Below are 16046 nucleotides of genomic sequence, written 5' to 3'. Positions count from 1 at the left end.
GGGGAGTTCGGGCCTACTCGGCATCGCCGTCCGGATCGCCCGGCCGCGGTTTGACGTTTTCCTTGTAGATGGCATAGGCCACCAGCGCGATGATCGGTCCAAGGACAAGTTCCTTGCCGCCTTTCCCCTTGAGCAGCGACGGCAATACGGCGAGGGCCGCCGTGATGCCGAGTGCCTTGAGGTCGGCATTGCGCCTTCGCGCACGTCTACGGGCGCGCGTGCCGGCCGCCAGTTGATGGATGAGCAGGATGAGCCCGGCAAGCACCAGGAAGCCGGCCGCGAAGCCCAGGCAGGCCGCCATCGACCCATAGCGGTCGGCGGCCCAGATATAGCCCGCTCCCAAGAGAAATCCGAGCCCGCACAGAGCCGGAACCGCGGCGAGCCCATAGACGATCGCCGCCGTGCGCGCGCGGCGCATGGCGGCAATGGCTTCACCCGAGGCCAAAGCCGAAATCAACGATGCCAGCGTCCCCATCTCTAGCGGAAACTAGCGCCGGGCGAGAAGCGCGAACAGAAAGCCGACGCCGGCTGCGATGGCCAGCGACGTCACCGGCTTTTCGCGCACATTGGCGGTGATCTGGGCTTCGATGTCCTTGGCGTTGCCGCGCAGGCTGTCGAAGGCAGCCTCACCCTGGGCGCGCAACTGCTCGACGCCTTCGGCGGCAGCGCGCCGCGCCGTTCCGTAGCCATGCTCGCCGGTCTTGGCCAATTGCTTGGTCAGCTTTTCGATGTCGGCCTTCAACTGCCGGATATCGGCTTCGAGGTCGGCGTTCGTCTGGGTTTCGCCAGCGGTTTTTCCTGTGGCAGTTGCCATTCTATAACTCCTTGCGTTTGCTTGGTTTCAAACGCCCCACACACGTCAAGGTTCCGAAATCGGAGACCATATCCATGAAAGGGTGTTTGCCTGTGCGAGTCCAGCCCGGCGGGACTCGTTTCCCTCTCAGATCAGCCTCAGATCAGCGGCCGGCGGCCCTCGCTCAAGCCCTCCCAGCGTGCGAGGTCCTTCAGCGCCTCCCGGTCGACCACTTCGCAACCACCGTCGCGCCAGACGATCAGCTTGCGGTCGATCAGCTTGCGGATCGTCTTGTTGGTGTGGACCAGAGACAGGCCGAGCGTATCGGCGACGTGTTGCTGCGTGATCGGGATTTGCACTGGCGCCTTGCCGTTGAGCCCGACTATCGCCGCGCGGCTGGCGATGAAAGCGATGAGATAGGCGGTGCGCTCCAGCGCCGTGCGCCTACCGATGCTGAGCAAATTCTCGTCCAGCATGCGCTCCTCGCGCGATGCCAGCCAGGTGATGTCGTAGGCAAGGTCCGGATGGTTGCGGTAGAGCTCGTGCAGGTTTTCGCGCTCGAAGACGCACAACAGCATCGGCGACAGCGCCTCGATCGAGTGCTGCATTTCACCCATCACGCTGCCTTGCAGGCCGATGAGATCGCCGGGCATCGAATAGTTGAGAATCTGGCGCCTGCCGTCCGACAGCAATTTGTAACGGAAGGCCCAGCCCGAAAGCACCGTATAGAGATGAGCACTGTGGCTGCCTTCGACCAGCACCGTGGCGCCCTTGTCGACGGCCAGTTCACCCTTCTTGAACTTGCTGACATAGGCAAGCTCCTGCTTCTCGAACTCCCGGAACACCGGCAATGGCCGAAGCGGGCAATTCTCGCAGGGGTACTGACGGCTGGAAAAAGAACGACCATTCTGGCCAGACATTTCGATCCCCCTTTCGAAAGCCTTTGTGGCAGACTGACTGCAACGGCTTGCAGGGGCTGTGGTTCCGGCGTCGGCGATTGGGCATGTCTTTTTTAAATGACAGGGTGTCGAATACCGATCATGACTTGCCCCGCTCCAGTGAGACGAATCCAATTCGTCTGACGTTGGAGCAGCCCCGGCAAGCGAATTCAGGGTGTAAGGCCACTGGTGGATTGTTGAGATCCAGTGTGGTGTTGATATTGAAGTGCTGCCGGAACAAGGAGAATTTGCCAGGTGCCGCCATTGCTCGAGGGATTGCGAATTCTTGTCCTGGAGGATGAATTCCTGATCGCCATGGATGTCGAACAGCTTTGCCGCGACCATGGCGCCGGCGACGTGGTGATTGCCCGCGACCTGGCAGAGATCGACGAGCAGACGGTTGCCGACAAGTTCGACGGCGTTATCGTCGACCTGATGCTGGGAGAGACGTCGACGCTCGACTTCGCCGAGCAACTGCGCCAGGCAGGCATGCCCTTCGTCTTTGCCTCCGGCTATTCGGACGCGGACGAGATCAGGGCGTCTTTCCCCGGCGTGCGACTGGTAACCAAGCCGTATTCGGGGGACGATCTCGTCGGGGCGCTGGCGGTGGCCTGCGGCCGCGCGCCAGCCTGAAATGCCTTCGATCCGGATTTAAGTAGCGGAGCCCGCAAACGGGCTCCGCTGTCAGGCGGCGTTTGAGCCGGTAACCTGCGACGAGATGGCGTCTGGGCCGTATTCGTCTTCGCCGGAGATTTTCAGGATCTCCTGCAGCCGTGTGCGGGCCCGACTGACCCGGCTCTTGATCGTTCCGACCGCGCAACCGCAAATCTCGGCCGCCTCCTCATAGGAAAAGCCGGAAGCGCCGATGAGGATGATGGCTTCGCGCTGGTCCTCGGGCAATTGCTCGAGCGCGCCGCGAAAATCCTTGAGGTCGAGTTGGCCGTGCTGGGCCGGATGAACGGCGAGCCTGGCGGTCATGATGCCATCGCTGTCCTGCACCTCGCGGCCGCGCTTGCGCATCTGCGAATAGAACTCGTTGCGCAGGATGGTGAACAGCCATGCCTTGAGATTGGTACCCGGCTGGAAGCTCTCATGCTTGTCCCAGGCCTTGACCAGCGTCTCCTGCACCAGATCGTCGGCCTTGTCGGCATTCTGCGTCAGCGACACGGCAAAGGCCCGCAGGCTCGGGATCGAGCCGAGCAGATCGGTCTTGAACCCTTGTGAGACAGCTGCCATGCCTCAGTCTTTCTTCTGTGCGGGTTCGGCCTGTTCCAGTTGCCTGAGCAACTGGGCGAAGCGATCCGGCACATTGTCGGAGACCAACTCGTCATAATATTGTTTGAGTTTGCGGCCGATTTCCGAATTCGCCCCGAGCGGGTCACCGGAATTGGCCCGGCGCCTGTTAGCGGCGCCAGCCAGTGTTTCTTTATTCATGTCCTCATTTCGCCCTTAAATTCCAGCGCCTTAGCCGCCCTGTTACACAACGCAAAAGCGGCCCCCTCGTCTGGTTGCCCATCGCACCACAAACGTCGTCCTTGCAGATTCGTTCCACAACCCTCGGAACTTTTTCACAAAACCCGCGTTGTTTGCCGGGGCTTGCAATCAGCTTGACCTGGAATCTATGCAATTACGTCATCTGAGGGAGACGTCTATCATGAGCCTTTCCGCAACCATTGCTCCGCACCTGCCGTTCCTGCGCCGCTTCTCGCGCGCCGTTTCGGGATCCCAGGAGAGTGGCGATGCGCTGGTCGCCGCGATGCTCGAAGCCATCATCGCCGACGTCGACATCTTCCCCGAAGCGTCGAACGACCGCATCGCGATCTACAAGGTTTTCGCAAAATTGTTCACCTCCATTGCCATCCGCGTTCCGCAGGAGCATGCGCAATCGGCATGGGAGCAGCGCGCCGCCGCCAACCTGAACGCCATTGCGCCACGGCCCCGCCAGGCCTTCCTGCTGGTCGCCGTCGAAGGCTTTAGCGAGGACGAGGCGGCTGAAATTCTGGATGTCGACGCCAGGGAATTCTCCGAACTGCTGGCCCAGGCGAGCAACGAGATCTCCCGCCAGGTGGCGACCGACGTGCTGATCATCGAGGACGAACCGCTGATCGCCATGGACATCGAGGAAATGGTCGAGAGCCTCGGCCACCGTGTCGTCGGCACCGCCCGCACCCATGCCGAGGCGGTGGCGATGTTCGGCAAGACAAGGCCGAAGATGGTGCTGGCCGACATCCAGCTTGCCGATGGCAGCTCGGGCATCGATGCGGTCAACGAAATCCTGTCGTCGACCTCGGTGCCGGTGATCTTCATCACCGCCTTCCCCGAGCGTCTGCTGACCGGCGAGCGGCCCGAACCCGCTTTCCTCGTCACCAAGCCGTTCAATCCAGACATGGTCAAGGCGCTGATCAGCCAGGCGCTGTTCTTCGACCGTCAGGCCAAGGCCGCCGCTTAAAGCAATTTCAGGAAAAGTGTGAAGCGGTTTTCCGTCCGGAATTGCGAAAACAAAGAGATAGAGCGGGGCGCCGTTTCCGTGAAACGGTGAACTGCTCTAACAATCTCCAACGTCGCCGCATCCCGGCGTTGCCAAGCACTGGCGATCGTCCACCCGGTGATCGCCAGTTGTCGGTCGCTCCAAGCCGCGCTTTGCGTGGTCGCGCTCGCGTGCCCCGAATCAATTCGCGTCCGGGCCCTTCCAAAGCCTGTCTTTTTCGGCAAATGGTGGAACAAACACCAACCACCCACGTTTTTATTCTCAGCATCGGAAGGAGACGGATCATGCTCTACTGGGCGCTCGTATTTCTTGTCGTGGCGATCATCGCCGGCGCGCTTGGTTTCGGCGGTATCGCCGGCACCTCCGCCGGCATCGCGCAAATTTTGTTCTTCATCTTTCTCGCCTTCCTCGTCATCTCGCTTCTGGCCGGCCTGTTCAGGCGGGCGTCGTAAGACCGGCAGCGAGCCAACACTGGAAGCCGCACCCCTCAAACGGTTTCCAGTCACCGCCGGGCGGTGTCCTTCAACGGGACGCCGCCCGGCGGACCTGTTTTGGGGGTTTATTTCAGGAACTGATTTCAGCGTGAATCGTTCAGAATTGAGGGGTGGACAGGTGACTGATGCGTTCCAGAGGCGGAGAGACAAGCGAAAGCGGGCCGAATGACGAAGTCATCGCCCTGCACCCCGTTGAAAGCGGCATGCAGCTCGGCCGCGCCTTGCTCCATGCTCTGCACAATGCCGGCATTTCCGTTCTGTACCAGGACCGCGAAATGAAGACCGTGTGGGCGCGCAACATGCGTGAGCCATGGGCTTCCGATACTGCGGACAGCAACGGCATCCTGCCGCCGGCGCAGGCCGACCACATCGATACCACCAAACGCCATGTCATCGCTTCCGGCAATCCTGAACGCCTCGAGCTCAGCGTTCCCACTGCTGAAGGCATCCGCTGGTTTCAAGTCTGGATCGATGCCGATCGCGGCGACGGCGGCGATGTCCAAGGCGTTGTCACCACAATGGTAGAGACAACCGAGCAGAAGCGCCGAGAGCAAACGTTGAAGACGCTGCTGCGTGAGGTCAGTCACCGCTCCAAGAACCTGTTGGCCATCATCCAGAGCATTGCCACACAGACCGGCCGTTATTCCGAGACATCGGACGATTTCCTGACGCGCTTTCGCGGTCGGCTGCAGTCACTGGCCTCCTCCCAGGATCTGGTGACGTCGTCGAATTGGCGGGGTGCCGCACTACGCGAACTAGTCCGTGGCCAGGTCGTGCGCTATGGCGCCGATCCCGCGCAGAGCCTGCGGTTCAATGGCGTCAATCCCTACCTCAATCCCAACGCCGCTCTTCATATCGGCCTGGCCATGCACGAGCTCGCAGTCAATTCATTCAGTTACGGCGCCTTGGCGCGGCCGGATGGCTTCGTCGAGGTAACCGCCAACCTGTCGAGCATCACGGAGACCGCTGATAAGCCGGCTTTGTCGCTGACCTGGGTCGAGGCCATTGTCGCCAATGACAACAGGCGCACCGAGAAACGATTCGGCAGCGTTGCTCTCGAACGCGTTGTGCCGATATCGCTGAACGGCACGGCGACGCTGGAAATCACCGGCGACCGCCTCGAATATCGGCTTGTCGTTCCGCACGGCAATTTCGAAACCGAGTGAGCGGCCGGATTTGCCTCAGAGGAATTCCGTCCCGAATCGCGTCAAACAGAGAGCCCGGAGCGCCGAATTCCTTAACCGGCTGTTCACCATAAAGTTCGATGCTGAGGCTCCCAGAGATTGCCGGCTCTTGACCGATTCAACCGACGCTTCGGCCGTGGCCTGCAACCCGACTATGGGAGGAATGATCTTGACGGTTGCCGATATGAACAGGCTGGAGCAGGCCGCCCGCATCTCGATGAGCGGCTTTCAGGATCCTGATGCTTCCGCCTCGCCTGCGCACACCTGGCATCCCTTGCTTCGTTTCGCCGCTGTCGCGCTCGTCGCCGCCATCGTTCTGATCGTGGCGTCGCAGTTGGGCTGAGCCACGTTCGCTTCGGGTTCACGCTGCTCCCAAATCTGGCTGAGCTGAAGGCTGGTCTGGCTCCTGGCCAGCCAATTACCAACGTCCCCACCTTTTCATCACAGGAACTTTGACGGCTGTCGACCGTTCTTAAGGCGAGAGGATCTTTCGCTGTGGAACACATCGCCGCTTTGCTTCTGGTTATCGGCTGTTCAAGCAGCATGACCGAATGCCGCGAACTGCAGGTGCCGGTCAGCGTGTTCGAAACCGCGGAGGCATGCACCGCCGAGCGGCCTTTTGCCATGGGCGACGTGCAGGGTCAGGCCCAGCATGTCGTTGCCAAATGTCTTGAAGTCGATCCCGCCTTGGAGGACGACTATGACCGGATCGTCTGGAACGTGCGTCCGGATGGTTCGCTCGACGCATCCTTGCAGGTTTCAAACGTCGTGGTTGCGTCCAATGTGACACGCCCCTAGAAAGACTATCTTCAGCAACAATAAGATCGAGCGGGCACAAGCCGGCATTTCATGCTAAATGGCGGCTGGAGCTTACTAAAGTGAGGACGAAAGTGAGGAGAGACTCAATGCGGAAATTGATTATTGCCATGGTTGCCGTGGTCGCCGTCAGCGGCTGCAGCACGACCGAGCAGGACGTGGGTGTCGGTACCTTGGTAGGCGCCGGCGTCGGCGGCCTGGTTGGCGGCGGCAAGGGTGCGCTCATCGGCGCAGCCGTTGGTGCCGGTTCCGGTCTGCTGGTGCGCAACCTGCGCAATGGCTATTGCCAGTATCGCGACAATCGCGGCCGGCTTTACACCGCTCGCTGCTGATCCGCTTCAAAAGCGTCAAACGAACAAGACGGAGACCGGTCAGCCGGTCTCCGTTTGTTTGCCTGTACCGGGCGGCGGAATCCTGATTTCCACGGTGAGCCCGTCGGCGCGAAAATCTCTGGCGATCGTACCGCCCAATTCGCGCGTGACATTGAGGTCGATGAGCTTGGTGCCAAAGCCGATCTTGGCCGGCGCTTCGAGTTGCTTCTGCCCGGCCTCGCGCCAGTTCAGAACCAGCATCCTGTCGGATCCGCGTCCCTCAAACGACCAGTCCACTTTAAGCGCGCCGACCGAATTGCCAGCTTCGCCATATTTCAGCGCATTGGTCGCCAGTTCGTGAAAGGTCAGGCCAAGCGCCTGCGTCGTCGTCTCGTCGAGCAGCACCTGAGGGCCTGACAATATTCCTTCCGGAAGTTCCTTGCCGAACACTTGGCCAAGCTCGATGCGCAAGAGGTCGCCAAGGTCGGCCTTCTGCCAGCGCGATCGCGTCAGCATGTCCTGGGAAGCCGCCATTGCCTGCAGGCGAGCCGAGAAGGAAGAGGAGAACTCCTTTACGTCGGTGGCGTGCGCTGCCGTCTGACGCGCGATCGCCAGCACCCGCGTGATCGAATTCTTGATCCGATGCTTCATCTCCTGCAGCATCAGATCCTTTTCGAGCAGGCTCTTTTCCGTCGTCTCATGCAACAGCGACTTGGCGTCATAGGCACGCTCCTGATAGCGCGCCACCAGCGCGATCGCGCCCGCCAGGAGCAACCCGAACAAGCCGAGCATCACCGGAATGGCGCGCGAAGACGGCTGCGAGAAAGCGCTTGTCGGCCGAAACAGCACCGTCCACGGCCGGCCGGCGACGACGATCTTGCGCGTCACCAACAGCCTGTCGCCGAAGCTCGCAACCGGCGGCGTTTCCGACTGGAACAGAAGATTGTCGGCATCGACCTTGCCGTCATAGACTTCGGTGTTGACCGGCAGCAGCGGCGTGCGGCTGAGCGCGGTCTGGAACAGGTCGCGGGCGCGGAAAGCGGCGTAGAGAAAGCCCGATGTCGACGACCTGGAGGCGTTAATTCCATCCGGCGCGGTTTCGACATTGAGCCTGACGAAGACCAGGAAGCCGGTAAAGGTCTGTGCCGCGCCCGCGCCTTGGCCGAGTTGAACCAGGCCGCTTGCATGCTGTGCGTCATCGGCCATCGCCTTTTCGATCGCTTCGCGCCGCGCCGGTTCGGTGAACATGTCGTAGCCGATGGTCGACTCGTTGGCAGGATCGAGCGGCTCGAACAGCACGACGGGCGTGCGCCAGGACTGTGCCGTGTCCGGATAGACAGCGTGCGGCACGCCACGGTCGCGCAACATGTCGCGCTCGACCGCCGCTTCGTCGCCGGTTTTGGCCAGCCTGAGATAACCGATGCCGCGCAGGCCGGCGAAATTGCTGTCGACGTCGAGCGCGCTGAAGAAGGCCTTGAATTCGCTACGCGAAATCTCGCCATTGCGGGCGTCGAACAGCGCCTGCGTCGAGCGCAGCAGCGACAGATGCAGGTCGATGCGGCTTTCGATACGGTTGAGCGCATCGTCGGCCGTCGCCTCGAATTTGATCCGTGCCGCCTCCTGGGTGGCGAAGTAGGCGAAGCCTGCCATCGTCATGCTGATCAGCGCGACGGCAATGAAGGCGACGATCGGGAAAAACTTCTTCAAAGGATGCTGCGGTCCATGTATCTGGGACCTTTATGGCATGTCACCGCGCCAACACAATGGCGAGGCCAAACCATCGTGACAGCTGGCACATTACGTTCCAGATATTAGCCGGCTTATCGATCGCGCATCGGAGAAGATGACCGTCAGCCGATGATGGCGCTCGTCTCAGGCGGCGATCTTCAGCGCGCCCGGTCCGGGAATGGCGCCGGGTGGGCATTTGCCGAGGATGATCATGCCAAGCACCTCGTCCTGGGTGACATCGGTGGTGCGCGCGGTGCCGACGACCTGGCCGTTCTTCATCACGCAGACGCGGTCGGCGAGTTCGAACACATCGTGGATGTCGTGGCTGATCAGGAAGATGCCGATGCCGTCGGCCTTGAGCTGCTTGACCAGTTCACCGACCTGCGCCGTTTCCTGCGGACCAAGGGCGGCCGTCGGTTCGTCCATGATCAGGATGCGGGCGTTGAACAGGATGGCGCGCGCGATCGCCACCGACTGGCGCTGGCCGCCCGACAGCTTGATCACCGGCTCCTTGAAGCGCTGGAAACGCGGATTGAGCCGGCCCATGACCTTGCGCGCCTCGGCTTCCATGGCGACATCGTCAAGCGTGCCCCAGCCGGTCATCAGCTCACGGCCGAGGAAGAGGTTGGCGGCGGCGTCGACATTGTCGGCCAGCGCCAGCGTCTGGTAGATCGTCTCGATGCCGTATTTCTTGGCGTCGCGCGGGTTGGAGATCGCCGCCTCCTGGCCGTTGACGAAGATCTGGCCCGCATCGCGCTTGTAGGCGCCCGACAGGATCTTGATCAGGGTCGACTTGCCGGCGCCGTTATGGCCGAGCAGCGCCACGACCTCGCCCGGGAAAAGATCGATGGACGCATCGTCGACGGCGCGGATGCCGCCGAAGGCGATCGAGATGTTGCGCATGTCGATCAGCGCTGTGCCCGTGGGAGCAGTTTTTTCCATGATCGTTCCTCCCCTAGACCCGCTTGCGGTAGACGGTGTCGAGCCACACTGCAATGACCAGCACGGCGCCAACGACGATGCTCTGCAGCGGCGAGTCGATGCCGAGCAGCACCATGCCGGATTGCAGCGACTGCATCAGAAGCGCGCCGAGCATGGCGCCCATCACCGTTCCAGCGCCGCCGGCCAGCGACGTGCCACCGATGACGGCAGCGGCGATGACCAGCAGCTCGTCCAGCGTGCCCAGTGCGTTGGTCGACGCGTTGAGGCGGGCCGACGAGATCGCCGCGCTGATCGCCGCCAGCACGCCCATGATCATGAACACCTTCATGGTCACCCAGCGCGTGTTGATGCCGGCAAGTTCTGCTGCTTCCGGATTGCCACCGATGGCGAAGACATAGCGGCCGAAACGCGTGCGCTTGGTGATGAAGGTCATGATGATGCCCGTGGCCACCGCCATCAGCACCGGTATGGCGATGCCATGCGCGATAAACAGCCCACCTTCGGGAAGGGTGATGCCGTTCTGCAGCGCATACTGGCGCACGATGCCGATCGGCCATGGATAGGAATTGGCGATCCAGACGGCGCCGAGGATGGCCGCGCAAGCGACCACGCCAAGCAAGGCCTCAGCCCACACGGGGCGCAGGGGAAAGCTGAACCGCTTGCGCTGCGAGCGGCCGTTGAGCAGCGCGAAGGCAACCGCCGCACAGGCGACGATGCCGACGATCCAGCTGGCGGTAGCGCCGATCGAGCCGCGTGGTCCGCCACCCATCAGCTGGAACGTGGCGTCGAGCGGCGCGACCGTGCGCCCGCTGGTGATCAGCCATGCCATACCGCGCCACACCAGTAGGCCGCCCAGCGTCACGATGAAAGCCGGAACCTCCATATAGGCGATGATGAAGCCCTGGAACGCGCCGATCAGCAGACCAAGCACCACGCCGGCGGCCAGCGCGATGATCCAGAGCCAGGGATTTCCGAGCTGGAAGCCGATGACGCGAATGAGGAATTCAGCCTGCGCCACGCCCATGATCATACCGATCACGCCTTCGACGGAGCCAACCGAAAGGTCGATGTTGCGCATGACGATGACCAGCACCATGCCGGTCGCCATGATCGCGACCGAGGAGGTCTGCACCGACAGGTTCCACAGATTGCGCGGCGTCAGGAAAAGCCCGCCCGACAGGATGTGTATGCCGACCCAGATGACCAGCAGGGCGCCGACCATGCCGAGCATGCGCGTGTCGAGTTCGGTAGCCTTGAGGAACCGCCCGACGGCGCTGAGCTCGGATGCGCGCGCCCGGTCCGCAGCAGTGCTGGCGACCGGCTGATTAGAGGTCGTGTCGGTCATGCTATCCTCCCACCGGTTTGCCGTCTGGCGCGGATGCCGGAACATGGATGCTATTTGCTTTCCGTGGTCATTTGAAGCGGAAAGCCCTTGGAGAAACGCCGCGGCTTTTGGGCCGCGGCGCCGAGATTTCGAACCGATAGCGGTCCGGTTTTAGTTGCAGGCTGCAACGCTGCCGGCAGTGACGCCGGCGCAGACTTCGTCCTTCTTGATCCAGCCGGCGTCGATGACGACGTTGAGGTTGTCCTTGGTGATGGCAACCGGGGTCAGGAACAGCGACTTGACGGTGTTGCCGCCGGGCGTGGTGAAGTCCTTGGCGCCGGCAATGTCGCCCGTCTTCTTGCCGTCGGCCAGCTGCGAAGCGATCTCGGCGGCGTTCTTGCCGAGCTCGCGCGCGTCCTTCCACACCGACACGGTCTGTGTACCGAGCGCGATACGGTTCAGCGCGGCATGGTCGCCGTCCTGGCCCGAGACCGGAACGGTTCCGGCCAGGCCCTGCGCCGTCAGCGCCGCGACGACGCCGCCGGCAGTGCCGTCATTGGCCGCAACGACCGCATCGACCTTGTTGTCGTTGGCGGTCAGGAACTGTTCCATGTTCTTCTGGGCGTTGGCGGGCAGCCAGCCATCCGTGTAAGCCTCGCCGACATTCTTGATCTTGCCCGAGTCGATGGCTTCCTTCAGCACTTCCATCGAACCGGCGAACAGGAAATCGGCATTCGGGTCGGCACCCGAGCCCTTGATGAAGACATAGTTGCCTTCGGGCTTGGCCTTGAACACTTCGCGGGCCTGCATGCGACCGACTTCCTTGTTGTCGAAGGTCAGGTAGAAGACGTCCTTGTTCTCGATCAGGCGGTCATAGCCGACGACCGGAATGCCTTCGTCCAGCGCCTTCTGCACCGCCGGGCCGATGGCCGAGGCGTCCTGCGCCAGGATGATGAGCGAATTGGCGCCCTGCGAGATCAAGCTTTCGACGTCGGTCAGCTGCTTGCCGGGATTGGACTGCGCGTCGGCGGAAATGTACTTGTCGCCGGCCGCCTCGATCGCCGCCTTCATCGCCGCTTCGTCGGTCTTCCAGCGCTCTTCCTGGAAGTTCGACCACGACACGCCGATGACCTTGTCCTTCGCCTGCGCGACCGACACCAGCGTCAGCGACATGGCGACACCCGCCAGCATGGCGGCTGCAAATCTGTTCATGATAATCCTCCCTGCGCCGCGCGCGGCGCGACAAAACTGGCCCGAAGGCCGGCACACAGAGGCTCTATTTTTTCGAGCCTCGAAAAAATACTGGTCCAACGGCGAGGCGCTGTCAACATCGATTCTGATGGAATCTGATGGCCTCTGTGAATTTTTTCGAGACTCGCAATAAACAATGACAGCGCGGCCTGCTTCTGCCAATATTTGGCTGGTACCACCAAATGCCTCCACTATCATGAGGCGCGAGGAGGACCGGGAGGAAAAAATGTCGGTTGGAATCCGCCACGACGATCTGCGCCGTCGCAACCGTGCGATGGTGATTTCGGCCGTGCGCCGGGCAGGCCAACCGTCGCGGACCGAGATTGCGGCGACCACCGGCCTCAGCCATTCGACCATATCGGCGATCTCGTCTGATCTGATTCAAGAAGGCATCCTGGCCGAGAGCAAGCCAGGCGAGACCGGCGCGCTGAAACGCGGCCGGCCCCAGGTCGGCCTTGCGCTCAACCCGGAAGCCGCCGCGGTGATGACTGTGGTGCTGTCGCTGAATTTCCTTTCCGTCACCGTCATCGACTATGCCGGCCAGGTGGTCGCCGAGGAGCAGCGCCGGCTGGATACGCTGACCATGCCGCGCGACGAGCTGATCGGCGAATGCACGGCAATCGTGCGGCGGCGGCTCGAGGATCCCGACCTCGATGTTCAGAGCATCGCCCGCATTGCCATGGGCATCCAGGGCATCACCGATTCGCAGGCGCGCGCCATGCTGTGGTCGCCGATCACGCCGCTGACCGACATTGCCTTCGCCGACATACTGGAAGCGGAGTTCGGCATTCCGGCCACCATGGAAAACGATTGCAACATGATGGCAGTGGCGCTGCAATGGCGCCAGCCTGAGCGCTACCGCGACAATTTCATCGCTATCCTGCTCTCGCACGGCATCGGCATGGGGCTGGTGCTGAAGGGCGAATTGTTCACCGGCACCCATTCCTCGGGCGGCGAGTTCGGCCACATGATCCACCGGCCCGGCGGCGCGCTGTGCCGTTGCGGGCGGCGCGGCTGCGTCGAGGCCTATGCCGGCAACTACGCCATCTGGCGCAGCGCCAAAATGATGAGCGAGGATGCCGAACCGGTCGATGTCGGCGACGCCGACATGCGGGCGCTCGCCGCACGTGCCCGCGAGACCGATGGCCCCGAGCGCGAAGCCTACCGCAAGGCCGGCGAGGCGCTTGGCTTCGGCCTCGGCAGCCTGTTCGCGCTGATCGATCCAGCACCTGTCGCCATGGTCGGAGTCAGCGCCGCCGCGTTCGATCTGATCGAACCGGCATTGCGCGAAGCGATCGCCCAGACTGCCGGCGGCCAGCACTCGAAATCGATCTCCTTCGACACCGAGCCCAACGAACTGCCGCTGATCCGCGAAGGCTGCGCCATGCGCGCGCTCAGCTTCGTCGACCAGGAGATTTTCGCACCGGGGATTCAGGCGAAAGCGGGCAAGCATGTCGCCTGAGAGGCCGGCAACAGCGCGGCGCGCCTAATCTTCCCGGATAGCGTAGCCGGCGCCGCGGATGGTGCGGATGACGTCGGGCATGCGGCCATTGTTGACCGCCTTGCGCAGTCGACCGACATGCACGTCAACCGTGCGCTCGTCGATATAGATCGTCTCGCCCCAGACATTGTCGAGCAGTTGGCTGCGCGAGAACACCCGGCCGGGATGGCGCATCATGAATTCGAGCAGGCGGAACTCGGTCGGCCCGAGCCGGATCTCGCTCTTCTTGCGGTAGACGCGGTGCGATTCACGATCGAGCACGATGTCGCCGACCTTGAGCACGCTGGACAGAACTTCCGGCTTGGCGCGGCGCAGCAGTGCCTTCACGCGCGCCATGAATTCCGGTGTCGAGAACGGCTTGACCAGATAGTCGTCGGCGCCGGTCGACAGGCCACGCACGCGGTCGCTCTCCTCGCCACGCGCGGTCAGCATGATGATTGGCAGCCGTTCGGTCTCGGGCCGCATGCGCAGCCGGCGGCAGAGCTCGATGCCGGACACCGCGGGCACCATCCAGTCGAGCACCAGAAGGTCGGGCACATTTTCCTGCAACCGGATTTCGGCCTCGTCGCCGCGCGTCACCACCTCGACCTGGTAGCCTTCGGATTCGAGGTTGTAGCGGAGAAGAACGCCCAGCGGCTCCTCGTCCTCCACGACCATGATGCGTGGCGCGATCATCAGCAGTTCACCCTTGTCAGGCCGAAGTGGCCATCGCCGTCTCGTCCTGCTTCGGGCGATTGGCGGGCAATTGCTGGCCGGTCAGCACATAATACGCATTTTCAGCGATGTTGGTGACATGATCACCGATGCGCTCCAGATTCTTGGCGCAGAACAGGAGATGCGTGCAGGCGGTGATGTTGCGCGGGTCTTCCATCATGTAGGTCAAGAGTTCACGAAACACCGACGTGTATTTGACGTCGATACGTTCGTCCTCATTCCTGAGCTTTGCCAGGGCTGCGGCATCCGCGGCGGCATATTCCTCGACCACCCCTTGCACCTGGATCAGCACCAGCTGCGCCATCGCATCGATGGAATGCGAGAGGTCGCGCGGCGTGACGCTGAGGCCGACGGTGCCAACGCGCTTGGCGATGTTCTTGGCGAGATCGCCGATGCGCTCGAGGTCGCCGGCCATGCGGATCGAGCCGACCACGGCACGCAGATCGTTGGCCATCGGCTGGCGCTTGGCGATGAGCGTGATGGCGCGATCGTCGAGTTCCCGCTGGCGCGCGTCCATGATGGCGTCGTCGGACACGACACGTTGCGCCAGCGCATTGTCGGAATTGAGCAGCGCTTTTGTCGAGCCGCTGACCATCGACCCGGCCAGATCGCCCATGTCGCGGATCAGCTTGCTGATCTGGCCCAACTCTTCATCGAAGGAGGCGACGGTATGTTCACCCATGATCGTGGTCCTCGTGCCTGAAAATTCAACCGCTGGACGGCTCAGCCGAAGCGGCCGGTAATGTAGTCCTGGGTGCGCTTGTCGTCGGGATTGGTGAACATCTTGTCGGTGGCGCCCTCCTCGACCAGGTAGCCGAGGTGGAACATCGCCGTGCGCTGCGAGACGCGCGCCGCCTGCTGCATCGAGTGGGTGACGATGACGATCGTGTAATTCTGGCGCAGCTCGTCGATCAGCTCCTCGACGCGTGCGGTGGCGATCGGGTCGAGCGCCGAGCATGGTTCGTCCATCAGGATTACTTCCGGCGACACCGCAATGGCGCGCGCGATGCACAGGCGCTGCTGCTGGCCGCCGGACAGGCCGGTGCCGGGCTCCTGCAGGCGATCCTTGACCTCGTTCCAGATCGCGGCCTTCTTCAAGCTCGACTCGACGATCTGGTCCATGTCGGACTTGCGCTTGGCCAGGCCATGGATGCGCGGGCCGTAGGCTACGTTCTCGTAGATCGACTTCGGGAACGGATTGGGCTTCTGGAACACCATGCCGACGCGAGCCCTGAGTTCGACGACGTCGATGTTCTTGTCATAGATGTCGTCCTCGTCGAGCGTGATCTTGCCGGTCACCCGCGCCGAATCGATGGTGTCGTTCATGCGGTTGAGGCAGCGCAGGAAGGTCGACTTGCCGCAGCCGGACGGGCCGATCAGCGCCGTCACCTGGTTCTGGCGAACGTCGAGATTGACGTCGAACAGCGCCTGCTTCTCGCCGTAGAACACGCCGACCTTGTCGCCGCGCATCTTGATGACTTCGTTCGACTTGGCGTTCATTTTGTCGCCCACTGCGTTTTCAAGGGACTGTTCGGTCATGATGTTCATACCAAATTGCCTTT

Annotated in this window: 20 protein-coding genes; 8 read left to right on the top strand and 12 right to left on the bottom strand. The window is 62.2% G+C overall.

Annotated features, from left to right (window positions below; all coding sequences use genetic code 11):
* Nucleotides 1–13: 13 nt before the first annotated feature.
* The 3 genes from JQK88_RS23585 to JQK88_RS23575 all read right to left on the bottom strand — a co-directional run bounded on the left by JQK88_RS23585 (nt 14) and on the right by JQK88_RS23575 (nt 1713).
* Nucleotides 14–475 carry a hypothetical protein gene (locus JQK88_RS23585; protein WP_203279582.1) on the bottom strand — a complete coding sequence of 154 codons (462 nt, stop codon included), beginning with the start codon at nt 473–475 and terminating at the stop codon, nt 14–16.
* 12 nt (nt 476–487) lie between these two features.
* Nucleotides 488–814 carry an ElaB/YgaM/YqjD family protein gene (locus tag JQK88_RS23580; protein WP_142866548.1) on the bottom strand — a complete coding sequence of 109 codons (327 nt, stop codon included), beginning with the start codon at nt 812–814 and terminating at the stop codon, nt 488–490.
* 137 nt (nt 815–951) lie between these two features.
* The gene (locus tag JQK88_RS23575) at nt 952–1713 is read right to left on the bottom strand and encodes a Crp/Fnr family transcriptional regulator (RefSeq protein ID WP_203279581.1); all 762 of its coding nucleotides are present in this window, start codon (nt 1711–1713) and stop codon (nt 952–954) included.
* A 333-nt stretch (nt 1714–2046) separates the two neighbouring features.
* Between JQK88_RS23575 and JQK88_RS23570 the strand changes: the two genes are divergently transcribed.
* Nucleotides 2047–2364: a response regulator gene (locus tag JQK88_RS23570; RefSeq protein WP_210328440.1), complete on the top strand. Its 318-nt coding sequence runs from the start codon at nt 2047–2049 to the stop codon at nt 2362–2364.
* A 51-nt stretch (nt 2365–2415) separates the two neighbouring features.
* Here JQK88_RS23570 and JQK88_RS23565 read toward each other — a convergent pair whose 3' ends face one another.
* A complete protein-coding gene (locus tag JQK88_RS23565) occupies nt 2416–2967 on the bottom strand; it encodes a sigma-70 family RNA polymerase sigma factor (RefSeq protein WP_023670095.1) in 552 nt (183 codons plus the stop codon).
* 3 nt (nt 2968–2970) lie between these two features.
* Entirely contained in the window at nt 2971–3165 is a 195-nt protein-coding gene (locus JQK88_RS23560) for a NepR family anti-sigma factor (protein WP_192259356.1), read from the bottom strand.
* 220 nt (nt 3166–3385) lie between these two features.
* Between JQK88_RS23560 and JQK88_RS23555 the strand changes: the two genes are divergently transcribed.
* The 6 genes from JQK88_RS23555 to JQK88_RS23530 all read left to right on the top strand — a co-directional run bounded on the left by JQK88_RS23555 (nt 3386) and on the right by JQK88_RS23530 (nt 7045).
* Nucleotides 3386–4180 carry a response regulator gene (locus tag JQK88_RS23555; protein ID WP_192259355.1) on the top strand — a complete coding sequence of 265 codons (795 nt, stop codon included), beginning with the start codon at nt 3386–3388 and terminating at the stop codon, nt 4178–4180.
* Between the two features lie 323 nt (nt 4181–4503).
* Nucleotides 4504–4671 (top strand): DUF1328 domain-containing protein, encoded by a 168-nt coding sequence (locus JQK88_RS23550; protein WP_023670098.1) that lies wholly within the window; start codon nt 4504–4506, stop codon nt 4669–4671.
* A 167-nt stretch (nt 4672–4838) separates the two neighbouring features.
* Nucleotides 4839–5879 carry a sensor histidine kinase gene (locus JQK88_RS23545; RefSeq protein ID WP_203279580.1) on the top strand — a complete coding sequence of 347 codons (1041 nt, stop codon included), beginning with the start codon at nt 4839–4841 and terminating at the stop codon, nt 5877–5879.
* A gap of 181 nt (nt 5880–6060) precedes the next feature.
* Nucleotides 6061–6240 carry a hypothetical protein gene (locus tag JQK88_RS23540; RefSeq protein WP_246501918.1) on the top strand — a complete coding sequence of 60 codons (180 nt, stop codon included), beginning with the start codon at nt 6061–6063 and terminating at the stop codon, nt 6238–6240.
* A gap of 152 nt (nt 6241–6392) precedes the next feature.
* Nucleotides 6393–6695 (top strand): hypothetical protein, encoded by a 303-nt coding sequence (locus tag JQK88_RS23535; RefSeq protein WP_192259352.1) that lies wholly within the window; start codon nt 6393–6395, stop codon nt 6693–6695.
* A 107-nt stretch (nt 6696–6802) separates the two neighbouring features.
* Nucleotides 6803–7045, top strand: a complete 243-nt coding sequence (locus tag JQK88_RS23530) for a YMGG-like glycine zipper-containing protein (RefSeq protein WP_112559509.1) — start codon at nt 6803–6805, stop codon at nt 7043–7045.
* Nucleotides 7046–7084: 39 nt separating this feature from the next.
* On the opposite strand, the gene JQK88_RS23525 is transcribed toward JQK88_RS23530, so the two are convergent.
* The 4 genes from JQK88_RS23525 to xylF all read right to left on the bottom strand — a co-directional run bounded on the left by JQK88_RS23525 (nt 7085) and on the right by xylF (nt 12230).
* Nucleotides 7085–8731 carry a CHASE domain-containing protein gene (locus JQK88_RS23525; protein WP_192259351.1) on the bottom strand — a complete coding sequence of 549 codons (1647 nt, stop codon included), beginning with the start codon at nt 8729–8731 and terminating at the stop codon, nt 7085–7087.
* 165 nt (nt 8732–8896) lie between these two features.
* Nucleotides 8897–9694, bottom strand: coding sequence for an ATP-binding cassette domain-containing protein (locus JQK88_RS23520; RefSeq protein ID WP_192259350.1), 798 nt, complete (start codon nt 9692–9694; stop codon nt 8897–8899).
* Between the two features lie 13 nt (nt 9695–9707).
* Nucleotides 9708–11039, bottom strand: a complete 1332-nt coding sequence (locus JQK88_RS23515) for a sugar ABC transporter permease (RefSeq protein ID WP_203279579.1) — start codon at nt 11037–11039, stop codon at nt 9708–9710.
* Between the two features lie 150 nt (nt 11040–11189).
* Nucleotides 11190–12230, bottom strand: coding sequence for a D-xylose ABC transporter substrate-binding protein (gene xylF / locus JQK88_RS23510; protein ID WP_112559512.1), 1041 nt, complete (start codon nt 12228–12230; stop codon nt 11190–11192).
* Nucleotides 12231–12495: 265 nt separating this feature from the next.
* Here xylF and JQK88_RS23505 point away from each other — a divergent pair, with 265 nt between their 5' ends.
* Nucleotides 12496–13731 carry an ROK family protein gene (locus JQK88_RS23505; protein ID WP_203279578.1) on the top strand — a complete coding sequence of 412 codons (1236 nt, stop codon included), beginning with the start codon at nt 12496–12498 and terminating at the stop codon, nt 13729–13731.
* Nucleotides 13732–13755: 24 nt separating this feature from the next.
* On the opposite strand, the gene phoB is transcribed toward JQK88_RS23505, so the two are convergent.
* From phoB to pstB, 3 genes are read right to left on the bottom strand one after another with little or no spacing between them, the layout of a single operon-like run.
* Nucleotides 13756–14445, bottom strand: a complete 690-nt coding sequence (gene phoB / locus JQK88_RS23500) for a phosphate regulon transcriptional regulator PhoB (RefSeq protein ID WP_010911896.1) — start codon at nt 14443–14445, stop codon at nt 13756–13758.
* A 16-nt stretch (nt 14446–14461) separates the two neighbouring features.
* A complete protein-coding gene (gene phoU / locus JQK88_RS23495) occupies nt 14462–15166 on the bottom strand; it encodes a phosphate signaling complex protein PhoU (protein ID WP_192259346.1) in 705 nt (234 codons plus the stop codon).
* A gap of 41 nt (nt 15167–15207) precedes the next feature.
* On the bottom strand, nt 15208–16032 hold the full coding sequence (gene pstB, locus JQK88_RS23490) for a phosphate ABC transporter ATP-binding protein PstB (RefSeq protein ID WP_112559514.1): 825 nt from the start codon (nt 16030–16032) through the stop codon (nt 15208–15210).
* Nucleotides 16033–16046: the final 14 nt, after the last annotated feature.

It is taken from the genome of Mesorhizobium caraganae, assembly GCF_016836705.1.
Taxonomy (GTDB): Bacteria; Pseudomonadota; Alphaproteobacteria; order Rhizobiales; family Rhizobiaceae; genus Mesorhizobium; species Mesorhizobium caraganae.
This window is presented reverse-complemented; position numbering and strand designations above follow the sequence as displayed.